General features: G+C 70.7%; 18 protein-coding genes and 1 riboswitch. Of the genes, 10 read left to right on the top strand and 8 right to left on the bottom strand.

From position 1 onward, the window contains the following. Nucleotides 1-58: 58 nt before the first annotated feature. On the top strand, nt 59-1,156 hold the full coding sequence (locus C3488_RS21485) for an ABC transporter substrate-binding protein (RefSeq protein WP_103841802.1): 1,098 nt from the start codon (nt 59-61) through the stop codon (nt 1,154-1,156). 65 nt (nt 1,157-1,221) lie between these two features. Here the strand turns inward: C3488_RS21485 and C3488_RS21480 are convergent, their stop codons facing one another. Further along, nucleotides 1,222-2,022: a hypothetical protein gene (locus C3488_RS21480; RefSeq protein WP_103841800.1), complete on the bottom strand. Its 801-nt coding sequence runs from the start codon at nt 2,020-2,022 to the stop codon at nt 1,222-1,224. Between the two features lie 136 nt (nt 2,023-2,158). Continuing rightward, nucleotides 2,159-2,737: a hypothetical protein gene (locus tag C3488_RS21475; RefSeq protein WP_103841798.1), complete on the bottom strand. Its 579-nt coding sequence runs from the start codon at nt 2,735-2,737 to the stop codon at nt 2,159-2,161. Between the two features lie 485 nt (nt 2,738-3,222). On the opposite strand from C3488_RS21475, the gene C3488_RS21470 reads away from it, so the two are divergent. The 7 genes from C3488_RS21470 to C3488_RS21445 all read left to right on the top strand — a co-directional run bounded on the left by C3488_RS21470 (nt 3,223) and on the right by C3488_RS21445 (nt 10,424). Next, nucleotides 3,223-4,107: a glutathione S-transferase C-terminal domain-containing protein gene (locus C3488_RS21470; protein ID WP_103841795.1), complete on the top strand. Its 885-nt coding sequence runs from the start codon at nt 3,223-3,225 to the stop codon at nt 4,105-4,107. A gap of 88 nt (nt 4,108-4,195) precedes the next feature. Then, nucleotides 4,196-4,305: riboswitch (SAM riboswitch) on the top strand. A gap of 329 nt (nt 4,306-4,634) precedes the next feature. Continuing rightward, nucleotides 4,635-5,621: an amino acid ABC transporter permease gene (locus C3488_RS21465; RefSeq protein WP_103841793.1), complete on the top strand. Its 987-nt coding sequence runs from the start codon at nt 4,635-4,637 to the stop codon at nt 5,619-5,621. After that, nucleotides 5,618-6,403: an amino acid ABC transporter ATP-binding protein gene (locus C3488_RS21460; protein WP_103841792.1), complete on the top strand. Its 786-nt coding sequence runs from the start codon at nt 5,618-5,620 to the stop codon at nt 6,401-6,403. The genes C3488_RS21465 and C3488_RS21460 overlap by 4 nt, the downstream gene beginning before the upstream one ends. 69 nt (nt 6,404-6,472) lie before the next feature. Beyond that, nucleotides 6,473-7,498 (top strand): ABC transporter substrate-binding protein, encoded by a 1,026-nt coding sequence (locus C3488_RS21455; protein WP_103841790.1) that lies wholly within the window; start codon nt 6,473-6,475, stop codon nt 7,496-7,498. Nucleotides 7,499-7,589: 91 nt separating this feature from the next. Next, nucleotides 7,590-7,709: a putative leader peptide gene (locus C3488_RS42645; RefSeq protein ID WP_374955445.1), complete on the top strand. Its 120-nt coding sequence runs from the start codon at nt 7,590-7,592 to the stop codon at nt 7,707-7,709. Nucleotides 7,710-7,816: 107 nt separating this feature from the next. Then, nucleotides 7,817-9,028: an LLM class flavin-dependent oxidoreductase gene (locus C3488_RS21450; protein ID WP_103841788.1), complete on the top strand. Its 1,212-nt coding sequence runs from the start codon at nt 7,817-7,819 to the stop codon at nt 9,026-9,028. A 19-nt stretch (nt 9,029-9,047) separates the two neighbouring features. Then, nucleotides 9,048-10,424: an NtaA/DmoA family FMN-dependent monooxygenase gene (locus C3488_RS21445; protein ID WP_103841786.1), complete on the top strand. Its 1,377-nt coding sequence runs from the start codon at nt 9,048-9,050 to the stop codon at nt 10,422-10,424. A gap of 16 nt (nt 10,425-10,440) precedes the next feature. Here the strand turns inward: C3488_RS21445 and C3488_RS21440 are convergent, their stop codons facing one another. The 6 genes from C3488_RS21440 to C3488_RS21415 all read right to left on the bottom strand — a co-directional run bounded on the left by C3488_RS21440 (nt 10,441) and on the right by C3488_RS21415 (nt 16,901). After that, on the bottom strand, nt 10,441-10,812 hold the full coding sequence (locus C3488_RS21440) for a hypothetical protein (protein ID WP_103841784.1): 372 nt from the start codon (nt 10,810-10,812) through the stop codon (nt 10,441-10,443). A gap of 146 nt (nt 10,813-10,958) precedes the next feature. Then, the gene (locus C3488_RS21435) at nt 10,959-13,178 is read right to left on the bottom strand and encodes an NADP-dependent isocitrate dehydrogenase (RefSeq protein WP_103841782.1); all 2,220 of its coding nucleotides are present in this window, start codon (nt 13,176-13,178) and stop codon (nt 10,959-10,961) included. Nucleotides 13,179-13,281: 103 nt separating this feature from the next. Continuing rightward, nucleotides 13,282-13,689 (bottom strand): DUF4186 domain-containing protein, encoded by a 408-nt coding sequence (locus tag C3488_RS21430; protein ID WP_258053562.1) that lies wholly within the window; start codon nt 13,687-13,689, stop codon nt 13,282-13,284. A gap of 50 nt (nt 13,690-13,739) precedes the next feature. After that, a complete protein-coding gene (locus C3488_RS21425; RefSeq protein ID WP_103841778.1) occupies nt 13,740-14,822 on the bottom strand; it encodes a mechanosensitive ion channel family protein in 1,083 nt (360 codons plus the stop codon). A gap of 206 nt (nt 14,823-15,028) precedes the next feature. Beyond that, the gene (locus tag C3488_RS21420; protein WP_103841776.1) at nt 15,029-15,793 is read right to left on the bottom strand and encodes a crotonase/enoyl-CoA hydratase family protein; all 765 of its coding nucleotides are present in this window, start codon (nt 15,791-15,793) and stop codon (nt 15,029-15,031) included. 145 nt (nt 15,794-15,938) lie between these two features. Continuing rightward, complete coding sequence (locus tag C3488_RS21415; RefSeq protein ID WP_103841774.1) at nt 15,939-16,901, bottom strand: lysylphosphatidylglycerol synthase domain-containing protein; 963 nt, start codon at nt 16,899-16,901, stop codon at nt 15,939-15,941. Nucleotides 16,902-17,045: 144 nt separating this feature from the next. On the opposite strand from C3488_RS21415, the gene C3488_RS21410 reads away from it, so the two are divergent. Both C3488_RS21410 and C3488_RS21405 read left to right on the top strand, forming a co-directional pair. Next, nucleotides 17,046-18,986 carry an ABC transporter ATP-binding protein gene (locus C3488_RS21410; protein WP_258053563.1) on the top strand — a complete coding sequence of 647 codons (1,941 nt, stop codon included), beginning with the start codon at nt 17,046-17,048 and terminating at the stop codon, nt 18,984-18,986. Between the two features lie 119 nt (nt 18,987-19,105). Then, nucleotides 19,106-20,344 (top strand): PP2C family protein-serine/threonine phosphatase, encoded by a 1,239-nt coding sequence (locus tag C3488_RS21405; protein WP_103841772.1) that lies wholly within the window; start codon nt 19,106-19,108, stop codon nt 20,342-20,344. Nucleotides 20,345-20,351: the final 7 nt, after the last annotated feature.

The raw sequence follows: 20,351 nt of genomic DNA, 5'->3' as shown, positions 1-20,351 counted from the left end.
TCCCCGCCCCTCCTTCCGCTCTTCCCCGTCCCACCCCAGAAAAGGAAAGTGGCCAGCCATGTCACGACGATCCGCCACCGTCACCGCGTCCCTTCTCACCGTCCTCGCGCTCGGCACGGCCACCGCCTGTTCCAGCGGCTCCCACAGCGGCTCCAAGAACGTCGGCAGCTCCGGCGACGTGCCCACGGTGAAGCTCATGGTCGGCGGCATCGACAAGCAGATCTACCTGCCCTACCAACTCGCCCAGGACCTCGGCTTCTACAAGAAGTACGGCGTCAACGTCCAGCTCAGCACCGAGCAGAACGGCGGTATCGGCGCCGAGGATGCCATGATCTCGGGGCAGGTGGACATGGCGGGCGCCTGGTACAACCACACGATCGAGTTCCAGGCGAAGGGCAAGGCGGTCGAGGACGTCGTCCAGTTGTCCGGCGCGCCGGGCGAGCGCGAGATGTGCACCAAGAAGTCGGGTGTCCACTCGGCCGCCGACTTCAAGGGCAAGACCCTCGGCGTGACCGACCTGGGTTCGGGCACCGACACCCTCACCCAGTTCATGGCCGCCAAGAAGGGCGTCAAGGTCAGCCAGTTCCACCGGATCGGGGTCGGCGCGGGCTCCACCGCCGTCGCCTCCCTGCAGAACGGCAAGATCGACTGCGTCATGACGACGCAGCCGACGGTCGCCGCGATCGAGAAGAAGGGCATCGGCACCTCCGCGATCGACCTTGCCACCACGAACGGCGCCACGGCGGCGCTGGGCGGTGCCTATCCGGCGGCCAGTGTGCTCGCCCGCACCGACTGGGTGAACTCGCACAAGGACACCGTGCAGAAGGTCGTCGACGCGCTCGTCGCCACCATGCACTGGATCAACACGCACAGCGCGGCCGACATCGCCGACAAGCTGCCGCAGTCGTTCGTGCAGAACCAGCTGGTCACCAAGGCCGACTACATCCAGGCCCTGACCGAGGACAAGGGGCAGTTCCTCCCGGACGGCATCATGCCGGCCGGCGGTCCGAAGACCTCCCTGGCGACGGAGCAGCTGGTCGGCAACGTGAAGGGTTCGGTGGACCTCAGCAAGACGTTCACCAACGACTTCGCCGTCCAGGCCAACAAGACCGAGGGCTTCAAGACCACCACGACCCCCGCCGGGCCGAACGGCTGAGCCCTTGGCACCGACACGACACCGCCCCGCCTGTCCGCAACAGCGGCAGGCGGGGCGGTGCCACGTCACACGGCGACCGAGTCGCTTCCCACATCGCGCCGCGAGACCGCCAGATAGGACACGAAGCCGAGGATCGCGAGCGTCCAGGAGAGGGTGACCGGCCCCAGGCCCCAGTTCAGCCCGCCGCGGCTGTGGGGGTCGGCCATCCAGTCGGCGATCGAGGCGCCGAGAGGGCGGGTGATGACGTACGCGCCCCAGAACGCGGTCACCGCACCGAGCAGCCCCCCACGGTGGGCGACGGCCGGCACGCAGATCGCGACGGCGTACAGGACGACCGAGCCCACGTAGCCGAGTCCGATGGTGGCGGTCAGGTCGCCCGCGGCCGTACCCAGCGCGAACGTGGCGAGGACGGCGGCCCAGTAGAACGTCTCGCGGCGCCGGGTGGAGATGCTGTGGATGGACAGGGTCCGCTCGCTTGCATACCACAGGGCGAAGACGGCGGCCAGCGCCATCAGGAACAGCGGTGTCGAAAGCGCGTAGGGGACGCCGAGAACCACGTGCAGCGCGTCGGCGGCCATCGTGCCGAACACACTGACCATGACGATGGCGGTCCAGTAGACCCAGGCCACGTACCGGCGCACCGCGAACTGCAGGACCAGGGACCCGAGCAGGGCGAGGGCGCCGAGGCCGACCGCGGGGACCGGGCCGAGCAGACGCGCCAGGTAGTCGGAGGCGGTCTCGCCCATTCCCGTGGTCAGAACCTTGATGATCCAGAAGTAGACGGTGACTTCCGGCACCTTGTTCGCCGTCCGGCGTATGCGGGGACGGGTGTGGGGCCGGTCGTCCAGGACGTGCTCTGTGCTCATGCCCCGCACGATGACATGGCGAACTGTTCCTTCCCCAGGGGCCTTTGCCATAGTTTTGGATCTTCTGGTGCAGGCGTTGCCGCACAGGCCAGGCAACCGCTGGGCCGCCCCTCCCTGAGGGAGGGGCGGCGGCTGCTCACGATGCCGGAGGCCTGGGGAACGACGACGACGCCGTGAAGTCGCACGGTACTGTGATCGGGCGGCCCGGGCCCGGGTTCACGGGCCCTGTGGCGCAAGTGCCCTCCTGCACCTGTCCATCCGCAGTCAGCACGCTGACGTACACGACGGCGTCCCTCTCCGCCAGCGTGGCGTCGATGACGTTGCTCGGACCGCCCACCGGCAGCCATTCGCTGACAGCGTGCCCGGCGTCCGGACCCGTCTCGGCGACCGTCAGGACGAACACTCGCCCGTTACAGACCGCCGAGATGTACTTGGTCTCCCCGTGGACGACCGAGTCGATGTCGAAGCACCCCGCGGGCGGCGTCGGCGGCTGCGGCTTGGGACACTTGTCCTTGTCGTGGTCGCCGCCGAGGTCGGTCGTGCGGTGATCGCAGTTGTCGGCCGGGCGTACGGTCTCGCCGCGTCCGACGGCTGCGGCGGGAGTGGCCAGTCCGACCGCCATCACGAGCGCGAGCGAGGCGAGCTTGCCGGCCTTCCTGTACCTCTCGCGCGCCAGCGGTCCGAGAGAGAAGGGCGTCCTGCTTTCAGGGCTCATCTATGGGCTCCTTGCCTGAACGGTTCCGGGTGGTCCCCTGAAGCCTGACCCGCCCACGCGGCGGCCCTCGGCACGCCCTGCCAGGAAGGCCCGTATATCAGCAAGTCGGACCACCGGGAGTGCCTCCGGTCGAGGGAGCCACCACCCGTGAGACGCGTCCCTCTCACACTGCGGACCACCCTCTTGACGCGGGCCGGAGCCGGATCGACACTCCAAGGGAGATTTCCTAGTGGACAGGTAGGGAAACAATGGGGCGCCTGAGGCCGGTCGTCAGCCGTGTTCATCGCACGCGCCGGCAGTCCCTCCTGCTGACCTCCCGCCGTCACATCGATCTGCTGCGCGTCTGCAGCGCGAGCAGCCGCCGGCGCTGAAACCGGCGGAGCCACGCCGCGTCGCCGCCACCCCGCGCCGTCGGCGAAGGGGAGGGCCGGCTGACCGTGGGCCGCCGCTCCCACACCCCCGCGTCCCAGAACTCCGGGAGAGACATGTCCGCCCATGCCCTGACCGCACTCCCGTCCGCGCAGCAGGTCCCCGCCTTCCGCGGCCGGATCGGCTGCGACGCCCGCAGCGGCCACTACGCCGTGCCGCGCCGCTACCGTCTCCATCTGTCCCTGGCATGTCCGCGCTGTCTGCGCATCGCCATCACGCACAGCCTGCTCGGCCTCGAGGACGTCTGTCCCGTCACGCTGCTGCCCGCGGTGCCCGACGGACCCGGCGGCGAGTACTCCGCGCTGCGTCCGCTGTACGAAGCCAGTGCCCACCGCTACGCCGGAGCCGCCCTGGCACCGGTGCTCAGCGACGACTGGTCGGGCCGGATCGTCAGCACCCACGCTCCGGACATCATGCGAGACCTGGCGCGGCACTTCGGCACGGACCACCCCGCGCTGTATCCGCCGGGTGCGGACGCCGAGATGGAGGGCGTCCAGCGGCTGTGCGAGCAGGGCATCGACGCGGCCGCCCAACGCGCCGGACGCGTAGACGCCGACACGGAGGAACGGGACGCCGCGCTCACCTCGCTGCTGTGCACCCTGCGGTCACTGGAGGGCCGGCTCGCCCGCCAGGAGTACCTGCTCGGGGAACAGCTCACCGCAGCGGACGTGGAGTTGTGGGTCAGCCTGGTGCAACTCGACACCGTGCACCGCTGGCACCTGGACGCCGCCGCGGTGCACCGCGTCGCCGACCACCCGTACCTGTGGGCGTTCGCCCGCCGACTGGCCGCCCACCCCGCCTTCGGTCCCCACCTCGACCGCGACGGCATCGCCCGGCGGCACCACGCGCACTGCCGGGGACTGGAGGCCGCGGGCGCCGCCGTGCAGATCCTGGACTGGGCCTCGCACGTCCCCAACCACGCGGCCAGCCACACCGGTTGAGAGGAAGAACGACGCCGCTGAGCATGTATCACCTGCCGGACGCACGTTGACATCGCTTACGGCGCCTGTATTGACTTACGCCCAGAAAGGTCATGAGCGTCAGCGACAAGCCCTGGCTTGCTGACCGGCAACCCTCGCACCGCGGTGGGGTGCCCCAGGTGACGACCCGACCGGATGACGTTTCGGTAAGCGCGTGGCCCCGCCGGGCCGGAAGAACGACGGAGACAGTGATGTACGCAGCCTCGAGGACGGCCGCAGTGCGGCTCCGCGGCTGCGTCCTGCTGTGCGCCAACCGTTCCGTCGACCTTCTCCGCGTCAACAGCGCACTGTGTACCACCCCGGGCTCCGCCCGCTGCCACGGCTGACGGCCTTCTGAATCCCTGACGCGCACCGCCGCCGCGGTGGTGCCCTCGTTCCGTCCCATCCCCGGTGCACTCCGCTGAACCTGCCTCGACACGCCGCGGCCCGCGCCGCCGAGCGGTGCCGTGGCGCGCCGCCCGGGGCATCCGACTCCGCTGGAGCCTGTCATGAGTGAACCCCCCGGCACCGCCGTCTTCCTCGCCCCGGCGCCGCCCGACGAAGCCCCGACCGCGGCCGAGGCCCCCGCGGCCCAGCGGGTACTGCCCCTGCGCCGGCCGGGCCGCTGGATCGCCACGGCCATCGTGCTGGTACTCGTGGCCCAGTTCGTCCACGGCCTGGTGTCCAACCCGTTCTACCAGTGGAACCGCTTCGCCTACTGGTTCCTGCGCCCCACCATCCTCGACGGGCTGCTCATCACGCTCGAAGTCACCGCACTCAGCGCCGTGTCGGGCCTGCTCGGCGGAATCGTGCTCGCGCTGGCCCGGCTCTCGAAGAGCCCCGTCCTGCGCGCGGTCAGCTGGACGTACGTGTGGGCGCTGCGCTCCATACCGCTGATCGTGGTACTGATCTTCCTCTACAACTTCAGTGCCCTCTACAAGACGCTGAGCGTCGGCGTGCCCTTCGGCCCGGCCTTCTTCAGCTTCGACGAGTCCCGGCTCGCCACCGACATGGTCGTCGCCGTCGTCGGACTGAGCCTGAACGAGGCGGCGTACGCGGCGGAGGTGGTCCGTGGCGGCATTCTCTCGGTCGACCAGGGCCAGCACGAGGCGGCCGCCGCGCTCGGCCTGCCGAAGGGCCACCAGTTCAGGCGGATCGTCTTTCCGCAGGCCCTCAGATCCATCACGCCGAACTACGTCAACCAGCTGATCGGCCTGGTCAAGAGCACCTCACTGGTGTTCTACGTGTCGCTGCTCGACCTGTTCGGCTCCGCGCAGACCATGGGCAGCACCTACCCCGGCGACATCGTGCCGCTGCTGCTGGTCGTCACCGTCTGGTACCTGATCCTGACGAGCCTCGTGTCCGTCGTCCAGTTCTACGTCGAGCGGTACTACGCCCGCGGTGCCACCCGCGCGCTGCCGCCGACCCCGTTGCAGAAGCTCCTGACCGGTCTCGCCGAGCCGCGGGCCCGTGCGCGCAGGGAGGCCGCCGTATGACCGCCGACACGCATCAGACCCGCCCCGCCGCCATCCAGGTGCACGACGTGCACAAGGCGTTCGGCTCCCACCAGGTGCTGCACGGCGTGGAGTTGACCGTACGGCCGGGCGAGGTGACCGTGATCCTCGGCCCGTCCGGCTCCGGCAAGTCCACCCTGCTGCGGGTGATCAACCACCTGGAGAAGCCCGACCGCGGCTATGTCAGCGTGGGCGGCGAACCCATCGGGGTGCGCCGGCAAGGAGCCCACCTCAAGGAGCTGAGCGAGCGCGTCATCCTGGGCCAGCGCAGCCGCATCGGGTTCGTCTTCCAGAACTTCAACCTCTTCCCGCACCTCACGGTCCTCGAGAATGTGACAGCGGCTCCGGTGGCGACCGGCAAGCTGACCAAGCAGGAGGCCCGGGACCTCGCCCTCGACCTGCTCGGCCGGGTCGGACTCGCCGACAAGACGGGCGCCTATCCACGGCAGTTGTCCGGCGGCCAGCAGCAGCGCGTCGCCATCGCCCGCGCACTCGCCCTGCGGCCCGGCGTCATCCTGTTCGACGAACCCACCTCCGCCCTCGACCCCGAGCTCGTCGGCGAGGTGCTGGCCGTCATCAAGGACCTGGCCGGCGGCGGTACCACGCTGGTCATCGTCACCCACGAGATCGGCTTCGCCCGCGAATGCGCCGACCGGGTGATCTTCATGGACGACGGCCGGATCGTCGAACAGGGTCCGCCCGCCGAGGTCCTCGACAACCCGCGGCACGAGCGGACCCGGGACTTCCTGAGCAAGGTGCTCTGAACCCGCCGGTTCCGCGTTTCCTCCCACCCCCACGCCACCACCGCCACCGCTCACCGAACAAGGACCACCATGCCTACCACCGGTCTCCGCACCCGACTCCTGCGCGGCCTCACCGCAGGCACCGCCGTCGCCTCCCTCGCCGCCGGACTCGCCGCGTGCGGGGGGAACAGCGACGCCGCCACCAACCCGGACAGCGCATCCTCCGGCACGGTCACCGTGGGGCAGCTGTCCAACGGCGCCGCCACGCAGGCCACCCTCAAGGTGTCCGAGGTGAAGTCCCTCAACGCCGAACTGCCCGACGCCGTCCGCAAGAGCGGCAAGCTGGAGATCGGCATCGGCGCCCTGCCCTCCGGCTTCGCACCGCTGGCGTACGTGGGCAGCGACCAGAAGACCCTCACCGGCGCCGAGCCCGACTTCGGCCGCCTGGTGGCCGCCGTCCTCGGTCTCAAGCCGGAGCTGAAGAACTTCACCTGGGAGAACCTGTTCGTCGGCATCGACAGCGGCAAGGTCGACGTGGCCTTCTCCAACGTCACCGACACCGAGGAGCGCAAGAAGAAGTACGAGTTCGCCTCCTACCGGCAGGACAACCTGGCCTTCGAGGTGCCGAAGAAGAGCACGTGGAACTTCGACGGCGACTACCGGAACCTCGCGGGCAGGACCGTCTCGGTCGGCTCGGGAACCAACCAGGAGAAGATCCTCCTGGAATGGAAGACGAAGCTGGCCAAGGAAGGCAAGAAACTCACCGTCAAGTACTACCCGGACCGCAACGGCACCTATCTGGCGCTGTCCAGCGGCAGGATCGACGCCTACTTCGGCCCCAACCCCGGTATCGCCTACCACATCAGGCAGGTCGCGAACACGCCCCAGGCGACCCGCAACGCGGGCGCGTTCTCCGGCGCCGGCGAGTCCCTGCAGGGCCTGATCGCGGCGACCGCGAAGAAGGACAGCGGGCTCGCGAAGCCGATCGCCGACGCCGTCAACCACCTGATCGAGAGCGGCCAGTACGCCAAGTGGCTGGCCGCCTGGAACCTGTCCAACGAGGCCGTCGCCAAGTCCGAGGTCAACCCGCCCGGGCTGCCGCTCGACAACTCCTGACCGAAGGGGTGCCCGGAGTGCGGAACAGACGGCGGAGCCGGGCTGTTGTCGTCGACGACGAGTCGCGCGCCACGAGGCCGAACGGACGGAGGTGCAGGACGTGACCCGTACCGTGCACGCCCGCGCCCTGAACCCGTCCCGCCGTCCGCTTCTGCACTCCCGGGCCCATATCGATCTGCTGCGGGTAGCCGGCGCGCTCTGTTGCTCCTGACCGTCCCCAGCCTTCGGCCGGGGTCCCCATCTCGCTGCGCTCGCCCTCCGCCGCGCCCGCTCGCGCCGGCCGGCGTTCTCTTACGGACTTCAGGAAGGCACCCACTCGTGTCCTCGACTTCCCCCTCCCCCCTGCACCTTGCCGTCGCCCTGGACGGCACCGGCTGGCATCCCGCCTCCTGGCGCGAGCCCGTGGCCCGGCCCCGGGACCTGTTCACGGCCGGATACTGGGCCGACCTGATCACCGAGGCCGAAGGCGGTCTGCTCGACTTCGTGACCATCGAGGACGGGCTCGGACCCCAGTCCTCCCACTTCCTCGAACCGGACGAGCGCACCGACCAGGTGCGCGGACGCCTGGACGCCGTGCTCATCGCCTCCCGTGTCGCACCACTGACCCGGCACATAGGGCTGGTGCCTACCGTGGTGGCCACCCACACGGAGCCGTTCCACATCTCCAAGGCGATCGCCACTCTGGACTACGTCAGCACGGGCCGTGCGGGCCTGCGCGTACAGATCACCGCGCGTCCGAACGAGGCCGCGCACTTCGGCCGCCGCACGATCCCGAGGATCGACGCCTACGACAGCCCGGGTGCCCGGGGCGTCGTGACCGACCTGTTCGACGAGGCCGCCGACTACGTCGAGGTCGTCCGTCGCCTGTGGGACAGCTGGGAGGACGACGCCGAGATCCGGGACGTCGCCACCGGCCGTTTCATCGACCGGGACAAGCTGCACTACATCGACTTCGAGGGCAGGTTCTTCAGCGTCAAGGGCCCCTCCATCACGCCCCGACCGCCGCAGGGCCAGCCGATCGTCACCGCCCTCGCCCACCAGACCGTCCCCTACCGGCTGGTGGCCCGACAGGCCGACATCGGCTACGTCACCCCGTACGACGCCGATCAGGCCCGGGCGATCGTCGCCGAGATCCGCGCCGAGCAGGAGACGGCGGGCCGTGCCGAGGAGCCGCTGCACGTCTTCGGCGACCTCGTGGTCTTCCTGGACGACGACCCGGCCAGGGCCGCGGACCGCAAGCAGCGCCTGGACGATCTCGCCGGACACGAGTACACCAGCGACGCCCGCGTCTTCACCGGAACCCCCGTTCAACTCGCCGACCTCCTCGAGGAGTTGCGGTCAGCAGGGCTCACGGGCTTCCGGCTGCGCCCCGCGGTCGCCGGTCATGACCTCCCGGCCGTCACCCGGGGCCTGGTCCCCGAGCTCCAGCGCCGAGACGCCTTCCGCCGCGCCTACGAGTCCGGCACCCTGCGCGGACTGCTCGGGCTCGTCCGCCCCGCCAACCGCTACTCCGCAGCCGTCACCGCCTGAGCCGGAGGGACCGCAGACCATGAGCAAGCCGCTGAAGCAGATCCATCTGGCCGCCCACTTCCCGGGCGTCAACAACACCACCGTGTGGAGCGACCCGGAGGCCGGCAGCCACATCGAGTTCAGCTCCTTCGCCCACTTCGCGCGTACCGCCGAGCGGGCCAAGTTCGACTTCCTGTTCCTGGCCGAGGGCCTGCGCCTGCGCGAACAGGGCGGGAAGATCTACGACCTGGACGTCGTGGGCCGCCCCGACACCTTCACCGTGCTCGCCGCCCTGGCCGCCGTCACCGACCGGCTCGGCCTGACCGGCACCATCAACTCCACGTTCAACGAGCCCTATGAGGTGGCCCGCCAGTTCGCCAGCCTCGACCACCTCTCCGGCGGACGCTCGGCGTGGAACGTCGTCACCTCCTGGGACGCCTTCACCGGCGAGAACTTCCGCCGCGGCGGCTTCCTGCCGCAGGAGGAGCGCTACTCCCGGGCGCAGGAGTTCCTGGCCACCGCGAACGAACTCTTCGACTCCTGGCACGGAGACGAGATCCTCGCCGACCGGGCCACCGGCACCTTCCTGCGGGACGCCAAGGCCGGCGCCTTCGTCCACCGGGGCAAGCACTTCGACATCCACGGCCGGTTCAACGTCCCGCGCAGCCCGCAGGGCCGCCCCGTCGTCTTCCAGGCGGGCGACTCCGAGGAGGGCCGTGAGTTCGCCGCGTCCAGTGCCGACGCCATCTTCAGCCGGCACGCCACCCTGGACGCGGGCCAGGCCTTCTACGCGGACGTCAAGGGCCGTCTGGCCAAGTACGGGCGCGGACACGGCGACTTGCTCATCCTGCCCGCTGCGACCTTCGTCCTCGGCGACACGGACGCGGAGGCCGAGGACCTGGCCCGCGAGGTGCGCCGGCAACAGGTCAGCGGTGCCACGGCCATCAAGCACCTGGAGTTCGTCTGGAACCGGGACCTGTCGGCGTACGACCCGGACGGCCCGCTGCCCGACATCGAGCCGAACGTGAGCGAGGAGCACATCTCCCGCGGCCGTGCCCAGGTGCGCATGTACCGCGATCCGCTGGCCACCGCCCGCGAGTGGCGGGAGCTCGCCGACGCCAACAACTGGTCCATCCGTGACCTCGTCATCCACACCGGAAACCGGCAGACCTTCGTCGGCTCACCGTCCACGGTCGCGAAGACCGTCAACGAGTTCGTGCAGGCCGATGCCTCCGACGGCTTCATCCTGGTCCCGCACATCACCCCTGGCGGTCTGGACCCGTTCGCCGACAAGGTCGTCCCGCTCCTGCAGGAGCAGGGCGTCTTCCGCACCGACTACGAGGGCACGACCCTGCGCGACCACCTGGGCCTCACCCACCCGGACACCGGGGCGCCCAGGGAGCGAGCGGCATCGTAAGCGTGCCGCCGGCGGGTCACTCCTTCCAGTCGAGCTGGTCCTCGGGAGTGCCCACGCTCCGTCCGTACGCCACCGCTTCGGCGCGGCCCTGGGCATCGCCGCGCCGACAGCGGAACACCTTCCCGGCGAAGACGACCACCCGGTCGTCCCCGACCACGAAGTCCGAGTACCAGCCCATGTCCGGCTCCAGCGCCTGAGCCAGGGCCTGAGCGAGGGCGGTCGCACGGGAGTCGTCCGTCTCGAACTCGACGAAGGTCCAGGTGGACGGCTGCCCGCCCCGCGCGCTCTGCGAGACGTCTATGCGGCTGATCCTGCGGATGCGCAGGCCCTCCGGCTCGAACACCGCACCGGTGCGCAGACTTTCGCCGATGACATACCCGTTGATCACAGCTCGCCTCGCCCTCTCCGGACCATGCCTGCATCGACCACGTCGGGCCCCGGTACTGACAACGGCTGGTCGGCCGAACCATGCGGGACCGCCCCGGCCGGATCGGATCCGGCCGGGGCGGCTGTCACGCGGAGGGGGCCGGCGTCCTACGCGAGCGAGGCCAGCGCCTCGTTCCAGGTCGCCGACGGGCGCATGACCTCGGCGGCCTTCGCCGGGTCGGGCTGGTAGTAGCCGCCGATGTCGGCCGGCTTGCCCTGGACGGCGATCAGCTCATCGACGATCTTCTGCTCGTTCGCGGCGAGCGTCTCGGCGAGCGGGGCGAACGCCTTGGCGAGGTCCGCGTCGTCGGTCTGCCGGGCCAGCTCCTGCGCCCAGTACAGGGACAGGTAGAAGTGGCTGCCGCGGTTGTCGATGCCGCCGACGCGGCGGGTCGGGGACTTGTCCTCGTTGAGGAAGGTCGCCGTGGCGCGGTCGAGGGCGTCGGCCAGCACCTGGGCACGGGCGTTGCCCGTGACCTTCGCGTACTGCTCGAGGGACGGCACCAGGGCGAAGAACTCACCCAGGGAGTCCCAGCGCAGGTAGTTCTCCTTGACCAGCTGCTGGACGTGCTTCGGGGCGGAGCCGCCGGCGCCCGTCTCGAACAGGCCGCCGCCCGCCATGAGGGGGACGACAGACAGCATCTTGGCGCTGGTGCCCAGCTCCAGGATGGGGAACAGGTCGGTCAGGTAGTCGCGCAGCACGTTGCCGGTGACGGAGATGGTGTTCTCGCCGCGGCGGATCCGCTCCACGGACAGCTTCGTCGCCTCGACCGGAGAGAGGATCTTGATGTCCAGGCCCTCGGTGTCGTGCTCGGACAGGTACTGCTCGACCTTGGCGATCAGGTTCGCGTCGTGGGCGCGGGTCTCGTCCAGCCAGAAGACGGCCGGGTCGCCGGTGGCGCGGGCGCGGGTGACGGCCAGCTTGACCCAGTCCTTGACCGGGGCGTCCTTGGTCTGGCAGGCGCGGAAGATGTCACCGGCGGAGACGGTCTGCTCGATGACCACGTTGCCGTTGCCGTCGACCAGGCGGACCGTGCCCGTGGTCGGGATCTCGAAGGTCTTGTCGTGGCTGCCGTACTCCTCGGCCTTCTGCGCCATGAGGCCGACGTTCGGAACCGAGCCCATGGTGGCCGGGTCGTAGGCGCCGTTGGCGCGGCAGTCCTCGATGACGGCCTGGTAGACCCCCGCGTAGCTGGAGTCCGGCAGCACCGCGAGGGTGTCGTGCTCCTGGCCGTCCGGGCCCCACATGTGGCCGGAGGTGCGGATCATGGCCGGCATGGAGGCGTCGACGATCACGTCGGAGGGGACGTGCAGGTTGGTGATGCCCTTGTCGGAGTCGACCATGGCCAGCTCCGGGCCCTCGGCGAGCTCGGCGTCGAAGGAGGCCTTGATCTCGTCGCCGTTCGGCAGCGCCTCGAGGCCCTTGAAGATGCCGCCCAGACCGTCGTTCGGGGTCAGACCGGCCGCGGCGAACGTCTCGCCGTACTTCGCGAACGTCTTCGGGAAGAAGGCGCGCACCACGTGACCGAAGACGATCGGGTCGGAGACCTTCATCATCGTGGCCTTCAGGTGCACGGAGAACAGGACGCCCTCCTCCTTGGCCTTGGCGACCTGCGCCGTGAGGAACTCGCGCAGCGCGGCGACGCGCATCACGGAGGCGTCGACGACCTCGCCCTCGAGGACCGGCACCGACTCGCGCAGCACGGTGGTCGAGCCGTCGTCGCCCTTCAGCTCGATGCGCAGCGAACCGGCCTCGGAGATCACCACGGACTTCTCCGTGGAGCGGAAGTCGTCCACGCCCATGGTCGCCACGTTCGTCTTGGACTCGGAGGTCCAAGCGCCCATGCGGTGCGGGTGGGACTTGGCGTAGTTCTTGACCGAGGCGGGGGCCCGGCGGTCGGAGTTGCCCTCGCGCAGGACCGGGTTCACGGCGGAGCCCTTGACCTTGTCGTAACGGGCGCGGATCTCCCGCTCCTCGTCGGTCTTCGGCTCGTCCGGGTACTCCGGCAGCGCGTAGCCCTTGCCCCGCAGCTCGGCGATGGCCGCCTTCAGCTGCGGCACGGACGCCGAGATGTTCGGCAGCTTGATGATGTTGGCCGCGGGGGTCTTGGCCAGCTCGCCGAGCTCCGTGAGGTCGTCGTTGATCCGCTGGTCCTCGTTCAGGTACTCCGGGAAGACCGCGAGGATGCGCCCGGCCAGCGAGATGTCGCGGGTCTCGACGGCGACGCCCGCCTTCCCGGCGTAGGCCTTGACCACCGGCAGGAAGGAATACGTCGCCAGGGCCGGGGCCTCGTCAGTGTGCGTGTAGATGATGGTCGAGTCAGTCACCGGGTGCTCCGCTCCACGTCTGCAACATTGCTCGACATCAAGATATCTCGTACGCGGACACTGCTCGACAGTGGCCTGCGCCACGGACGCCCCCGATGTCCGATCAGGACGCTGCTGCGACCTCGCGCTCGATCCACCGGCAGATCACGTCCACCACATAGGCGTGCTCCGCGCGGTTCAGTTCCCGCCCCTTGGGGATCCCGTGCCAGCGCTTCAGGCAGGTACGGCAGCAGGTCGCGGTCGCGTGCTGGGCGACGAAGACCGGGTGGCCCCGGTAGGGCGTCTGCTTGCCGTCCTTGTACGGTTCGGCCGGCGCCAGACGCCTGGCGACGAGGTCGTAGGCGTGCCACCGGATCGTGGAGGGGCCCTTGAGCCGGGCGGTGGCCAGATCGCGCCCGCGCAGGTGGAACTTCGCGCGGAACGGATGGCGCGCGACGGCGTCCAGCTTCTGGTCGAGCGAGGGGGCCGCCGGAGCCGGAGTCGGGGGGTCGGGGTCTGGCGAGGACATCATGCTCCCTCGAGCATAGATCCGCCGGCTCCCCGACTCCGGCCGAGCCGGGGCTAACCGGCCTCCGACACCCTGTCCTCGCCGCTGCGCTGCGAGGGGATGACCGCCGAGCCATGCTGGAGCGCCACCGTCCGCGTCGGCGCCGGAATGCGGATGCCCTCGGCCCGGTACCGCTTGTGCAGGCGCTTGATGAACTCGTGCTTGATCCGGTACTGGTCGCTGAACTCGCCGACGCCCAGGATCACCGTGAAGCCGATCCGGGAGTCGCCGAAGGTGTGGAAGCGGACGGCCGGCTCATGCTCCGGGACCGCTCCGGTGATCTCCGTCATCACCTCGGCGACGACCTCGGTGGTGACCTTCTCGACGTGCTCCAGATCACTGTCGTAGGCGACGCCGACCTGGACGAGCACGGTCAGCTGCTGCTCGGGGCGGGTGTAGTTGGTCATGTTGGTCTTGGCGAGCTGACCGTTGGGGATCACGACCAGGTTGTTCGAGAGCTGGCGTACGGTCGTCTGCCGCCAGTTGATGTCCACCACATAACCCTCCTCGCCGCTGCTCAGCCGGATGTAGTCGCCGGGCTGGACGGTCTTCGAGGCGAGGATGTGGACACCGGCGAAGAGGTTCGCCAGGGTGTCCTGCAGGGCGAGCGCGACGGCCAGACCGCCGACACCCAGGGCCGTGAGCAGTGGCGCGATGGAGATGCCCAGGGTCTGCAGCACCACCAGGAAGCCGATGGCCAGGACCAGGATGCGCGTGATGTTGACGAAGATCGTGGCGGATCCGGCGACTCCGGAACGGGACTGCGTGACCGTCCGCACCAGGCCCGCGACCACCCTTGCCGCGGAGAGGGTGACCACGAAGATCAGCAGCACGGTCAGAATCTGGTTCACGTGATGCTGGACCGTCCGCGTCAGCGGCAGCACCGCGGCCGCGGCCGCCGCGCCGCCCGCGATCGCCGCCCACGGAACCACCGTGCGCAGCGCGTCCACGATCACGTCGTCGCCGCTCCAGCGGGTGCGCTTGGCGTGCTTGGCCAGCCAGCGCAGCAGCGTGCGCGACAGGAACGCCGCCAGGAAGCCCGCGGCCAGGGCGATCCCGCCGATGACGAGGTCGTCCAGGGTCACGGCGCGGTTCACCGGTCACCTCCCGCAGGAGAGGAAAGGCCCCGGGGCCGGAAGTGATGAATCGTCACCTTGCCACCTGCTCGAATCACGGATTGCACGATCGTGTCCGGACAGGTGTTCGCTGTCCGGAGTGAGGATTCATCCTGCCGCATCCCGGTGACGTCCCCTCACCGGGACGTCGGGAAGCGGCCATTGGCGTCGCGGGGTGCGCGCGGTGGTCACATGTCCGAGAACGAACCGTGCCGCCCCGCGCCCGCCGCGAACCGCGCCGTGCCCTCAAGTCCCTGGGCCAGTACGTCCATGCCGTGCCGGAGTTCGGTACGCAGGGCCGCCCGCTCGTCCAGCCCCTCCTGATCGAGCACCGAGGCCCGGTCGCCGCGCAGGCAGGCCTGGGGGAAACGGGCGATCGCGGCAGCGAGTTCCTCCGCCTCGATGCGAGCCCGCCCGGTCGGAACGACCCGGTTGGCGAGCCCCATCTCCCGTGCCTCCCGGGCCGGCACCGGACGGCCGGTGAGGATCATGTCCATAGCCCGGCCGGTGCCGATCAGCCGCGGCAGCCGGACCGTCCCGCCGTCGATGAGCGGCACGCCCCAGCGGCGGCAGAACACCCCGAACACCGCGTCCTCCTCGGCCACCCGCAGGTCGCACCAGAGCGCCAGTTCGAGACCTCCGGCCACGGCGTGCCCCGCGACCGCCGCGATCACCGGCTTGGAGAGTCGCAGCCGGGTCGGGCCCATCGGACCGTCGCCGTCCTCGGCCACCCGGTTGCCGCGCCCGGTGCCGACCGCCTTCAGATCGGCGCCCGAGCAGAACGTCCCGCCCTCTCCCCACAGCACCGCCACCCGCGCCATCTCGTCCGTCTCGAACTCCCGGAAGGCGACGGCCAGTTCGGTGGCCGTCGGCCCGTCCACCGCGTTGCGGACCTCGGGGCGGGACAACACGACCGTGAAGACGTGCCCCTGACGTTCGACGCGGACCGGCATCGGCTGCCCCTTTCGGACGGCTCTTGGGAGGGTGGGAGAGGGGCTCCCGAGGTTACTCCCAGGTACTGCCGGCGTCCCTTGGTGGGATCACCCGGGGTCGGCCCCGTCCCCGGTCGAATCACCCGAGTCCGGCCCCGTCCCCCGGTCAGATCACCCTCAGCCGCACCAGCGCCCCCAGCGTCAGCGCCCCCGGCAGCAGCGGCAGCCACACCGTGATGATCCGGTACGCCAGAACCACCGCCGTCGCCACGGCCACCGGACCGCCCGCCGCGACCAGGGCCACGACCAGGGCCGCCTCCACGGAGCCGATGCCGCCCGGGGTGGGCACCACGGCGACCGCGACCGTCGCCGCCAGATACGCCACCGCCATGTGCACGGGCGCCACCGGGAGCGACAGTGCCCGCCCCACCGCGGCGAGCCCGGCCGCCTGCAGTGCGGGAAAGGCCAGCGAGCCGCCCCACAGGGCGAGGGCCCGGGCAGGACGGGTGTGCACGGAGCGGGCCTCGCACAGCGCGGTACGAAGGAAGGACCACGCCGCCGTCCGCACCCTTCGCACCAGCAGCAGCACCGCCACCGTCACGCCCACCACCCCGGCCGCCGCGAGCAGGAGCGGCCCGGTCGCCGAGGCGGGCACGAGACCGCCGAGGTGGAGGGCGTCCGGGAAGGCGGCCAGCAGCACCAGCAGCAGGCCGACCCGGGTGACCGACTCGGCGAGCAGGTACAGCGCGAGCGCCGCGGAGGAGCGGGCGAGCGGCACCCCGCACACCGTCATGAACCGCAGGTTGACCGCTCCGGCGCCCAGCCCCGTGGGCAGCAGGTGGTTGGCGGCGCCCGCCGCGAACTGGGTGGCGAGCAGCCGTCGCAGGGGCAGGCGCTGCACCACCGCGCCCTGCCGGGTGAGGGCCGCCGCGACCCACGTCAGACAGGTGGCGCCGGCGGCGGCCACCAGCCACGGCCACTCGGCAGCCCGAAGATGGCCGAGGCCCTCCGCGAGCACCGAGCGGTGCCGCACCGCGACCACGGTCACAAGGACGAGCGGAAGCAGGCAGAGCACCTGGCGGACCGGAACACGTCCGGGAAGTCCCTGAGGGAGACGCAGGACAGTCACACCGGCAGAGGTTCTCCGCACCGCACCAACAGGAGGTTGCGTGCGCGAGGACGGCGGCTGACACGCCGGGCAAGGTGCGGAAGAGCCCGTGCCCCGTTCATTGACCTCAACGAAGCTCGAGGTTCTAACGTCATTCCCATGAGCATGGAGACCACCGCCTGGCAGCAGCTGCACAGCGTCATGACCGCGCAAGCGGACCGCCGCCCCTTCGCCCGCGCCACGCTGCGCCGCATCGGCGCCTTCGCCCGCCCGCACCGGCGCCGCATCGCGCAGTTCGTGGTGGTGAGTGTGCTGACCGCACTGCTCGCCGTCGCCACGCCCGTGCTCGCCGGCCGCGTCGTCGACGCGATCGTGTCGCACGGCGATCGCGGCACGGTCGTACGGCTGTCGACACTCATCGCCCTCATAGCGCTCGCCGAGGCGGCGCTCGGGATCCTCGGCCGCTGGCTTTCGGCCACGCTCGGCGAGGGGCTCATCCTCGATCTGCGGACGGCTGTGTTCGATCATGTGCAGCGCATGCCGGTCGCGTTCTTCACACGTACGCGTACGGGAGCGCTCGTCAGTCGTCTCAACAACGACGTCATCGGCGCCCAGCGGGCCTTCAGCAACACGCTGTCCGGGGTCGTCGGCAACGTGGTCACGCTGCTGCTCACGCTCGCCGTGATGCTGACGCTGTCCTGGCAGATAACCCTGCTGGCGCTGGTGCTGCTGCCGGTCTTCGTGGTCCCGGCCCGGCGGACGGGCCGCCGCATGGCCCGGTTGCAGCGGGAGGCCGCGGGCCTGAACGCGGCCATGGGCACCCGGATGACCGAGCGGTTCTCCGCGCCGGGTGCCACGCTGGTGAAGCTCTTCGGGCGGCCCGCGGAGGAGTCCGCCGAGTTCGCGGCGCGGGCCCGGCGCGTGCGGGACATCGGGGTGCGTACGGCGATGGCGCAGTCCGCGTTCATCACCGCGCTCACCCTCGTCTCGGCCCTGGCACTGGCCCTCGTCTACGGCCTCGGCGGCTGGTTCGCCCTGCGCGGTTCCCTTCAGGCGGGGGCGGTCGTCTCCCTCGCCCTGCTCCTCACCAGGCTCTACGCGCCGCTCACCTCTCTCGCCGGGGCGCGCGTCGAGGTCATGAGCGCCCTCGTCAGCTTCGAGCGCGTCTTCGAGGTGCTGGACCTCAAGCCGCTCATCGAGGACAAGCCGGACGCCCGCGAGGTCCCCGACGGACCGGTGGCGGTGGAGTTCGAGGGCGTCCGGTTCGCCTACCCGGCTGCCGACAAGGTCTCCCTCGCCTCCCTGGAGGAGGTGGCGACCCTCGACACGCGCGGCGGCGCCGACGTCCTGCACGGCGTCTCCTTCCGCGCCGAACCCGGGCAGACCGTCGCCCTCGTCGGCTCCTCCGGCGCCGGCAAGTCCACCATCGCCGCCCTGCTGCCCCGGCTCTACGACGTGGACGAGGGCGCCGTCCGCGTCGGCGGTGTGGACGTCCGCGACCTCAGCGCCGCTTCGCTGCGCGCGACCCTCGGCATGGTCACGCAGGACGGCCACCTGTTCCACGACACGGTCCGCGCCAACCTGCTGCTGGCCCTCCCGGACGCCACCGAGGAGGAGCTGTGGGACGTGCTGCGCCGGGCCCGCCTAGAGGATCTCGTACGCTCCCTGCCCGACGGTCTCGACACCGTCGTCGGCGAGCGCGGCTACCGCCTCTCCGGCGGCGAGCGCCAGCGTCTGACGATCGCGCGCCTGCTGCTGGCCCGGCAGCGCGTCGTCATCCTCGACGAGGCCACCGCCCACCTGGACAACACCTCGGAGGCGGCGGTCCAGGAGGCCCTGACGGAGGCGCTCGAGGGCCGCACCGCCGTCGTCATCGCCCACCGCCTGTCCACGGTGCGGGCCGCCGACCTGATCCTCGTGGTCGAGGCCGGGCGGATCGTGGAGCGGGGCACGCACGAGGAGCTCCTCGCCGCGGGCGGCCGGTACACCGAGCTGTACCGGACCCAGTTCGAGAAGACGGTGCCGCCGCTGGAGCCGCGGACCGGGACGCGGACGCAGACAGCGGCACAGACCCGGCCGGACACCGCGGCGGAAGCCGTGGCCTAGGAGACCGGAGAGGCTCCAGGGGGCGGGGCCGGGACCGGGCGCGGTGGGCGTCCGGCCCGCCATGACCGTAGCGTGAAGGGGCGGGCACCAGGGGAGGGGCGGGAAGGGAGACGGTGACGATGCCGGACATCGACTACGCGGCCCTGTTCGCCGCCACACCGAGCCCCTACCTGGTGCTGGGAACCGACCTGGTCATCGTGGAGGTCAACCAGGCGTACCTGGACGCGACCAGGCGGACCCGCGAGGACCTGATCGGACGGCACATCTTCGACGCCTTCCCCGACAACCCGGACGACCCCGCCGCCGACGGGGTGCGGAACCTGAACGCCTCGCTGCACCGGGTCCTGGTCACCAGGCAGCCCGACACCATGGCGCTGCAGAAGTACGACATCCCCATCATGGGCCGGCCCGGGGTCTTCGAGGAGCGGTGGTGGTCCCCGATCAACACGCCGACCCTGCGCCCGGACGGCAGCGTGGGCTCGATCATCCACCGGGTGGAGGACGTGACCGCGTACGTCCAGACCCACGGCACGGGCGAGTGGCGACTGTCGAACAAGCTGAGCGAGCGCGAGGCCCTCGAGGCCGAGCTGTACGCGCGGGCGCGCGAGCTGCAACGGCTGAACGAGGAGCTGCGCCAGGCGCACCGGCGGGAGCGTGTGGTGGCCCTCACCTTGCAGGAGGCCATGCTCCAGTCCCCCGACCTCGCCCACCACGAGAACGTCGCCGTGCGCTATCTGCCCGCCACCGGATCGCTGAACGTGTGCGGTGACTGGTACGACCTGGTCGACCTGCCCGACGACCGCTTCGCGGTGGCCGTCGGCGACGTCGTCGGCCACGGCCTGGAGGCCGCCGCCGTCATGGGCATGCTCCGCAGCGCGCTCAGCGCGGCCACCCGCGCCCTGGAGCGGCCCGCCCAGGCCCTGGAGGTGCTGGGCCTGTACTCCCGCTCCGTCGAGGGCGCGCTCAACACCACCGCCGTCAAGGTGATGGTGGAGCCCCGCAGTCAGCTGCTCATCTACAGCAGCGCCGGTCACCCGCCGCCGGTTCTGGTCCATCAGGACGGCTCCTGCGAGTTGCTGGACCGGGCCACCGACCCACCGCTGGGCGCCCGCCCCCAGCACGTGCCCCGGCCGCAGGCCGGCCAGACCTACCTCCCCGGTGACACGCTCGTTCTCTACACCGACGGGCTGATCGAACGCCGCGACCAGAGCATCGAAGCGGGCCTGAACCGCTTGAAGGACGTCCTGTGCCGCCAGTGCTCCCTCAGCCCGGAGCGCCTTGCCGACGCCCTGCTGGCCCGGTTGGGCGTGGCCGGGGGAGCCCGCGACGACATCGCCCTGGTCGTCGTCCGGCTGTGACCCTCCG

It is taken from the genome of Streptomyces sp. Ru72 (assembly GCF_002920635.1).
Classification (GTDB): Bacteria; Actinomycetota; Actinomycetes; order Streptomycetales; family Streptomycetaceae; genus Streptomyces.
Note: the sequence above shows the minus strand (reverse complement) of the source record. Positions and strands in the feature narration are given on the sequence as shown.

Coding starts and splice junctions, on each gene's coding strand:
- C3488_RS21445 (WP_103841786.1), top strand. CDS start 9,048: ATGAGCAAGCCGCTGAAGCAGATCCATCTGGCCGCCCACTTCCCGGGC.
- C3488_RS21430 (WP_258053562.1), bottom strand. CDS start 13,689: ATGATGTCCTCGCCAGACCCCGACCCCCCGACTCCGGCTCCGGCGGCC.
- C3488_RS21405 (WP_103841772.1), top strand. CDS start 19,106: ATGCCGGACATCGACTACGCGGCCCTGTTCGCCGCCACACCGAGCCCC.
- C3488_RS21475 (WP_103841798.1), bottom strand. CDS start 2,737: ATGAGCCCTGAAAGCAGGACGCCCTTCTCTCTCGGACCGCTGGCGCGC.
- C3488_RS21465 (WP_103841793.1), top strand. CDS start 4,635: ATGAGTGAACCCCCCGGCACCGCCGTCTTCCTCGCCCCGGCGCCGCCC.
- C3488_RS21410 (WP_258053563.1), top strand. CDS start 17,046: ATGGAGACCACCGCCTGGCAGCAGCTGCACAGCGTCATGACCGCGCAA.
- C3488_RS21485 (WP_103841802.1), top strand. CDS start 59: ATGTCACGACGATCCGCCACCGTCACCGCGTCCCTTCTCACCGTCCTC.
- C3488_RS21460 (WP_103841792.1), top strand. CDS start 5,618: ATGACCGCCGACACGCATCAGACCCGCCCCGCCGCCATCCAGGTGCAC.
- C3488_RS21420 (WP_103841776.1), bottom strand. CDS start 15,793: ATGCCGGTCCGCGTCGAACGTCAGGGGCACGTCTTCACGGTCGTGTTG.
- C3488_RS21455 (WP_103841790.1), top strand. CDS start 6,473: ATGCCTACCACCGGTCTCCGCACCCGACTCCTGCGCGGCCTCACCGCA.
- C3488_RS21470 (WP_103841795.1), top strand. CDS start 3,223: ATGTCCGCCCATGCCCTGACCGCACTCCCGTCCGCGCAGCAGGTCCCC.
- C3488_RS21480 (WP_103841800.1), bottom strand. CDS start 2,022: ATGAGCACAGAGCACGTCCTGGACGACCGGCCCCACACCCGTCCCCGC.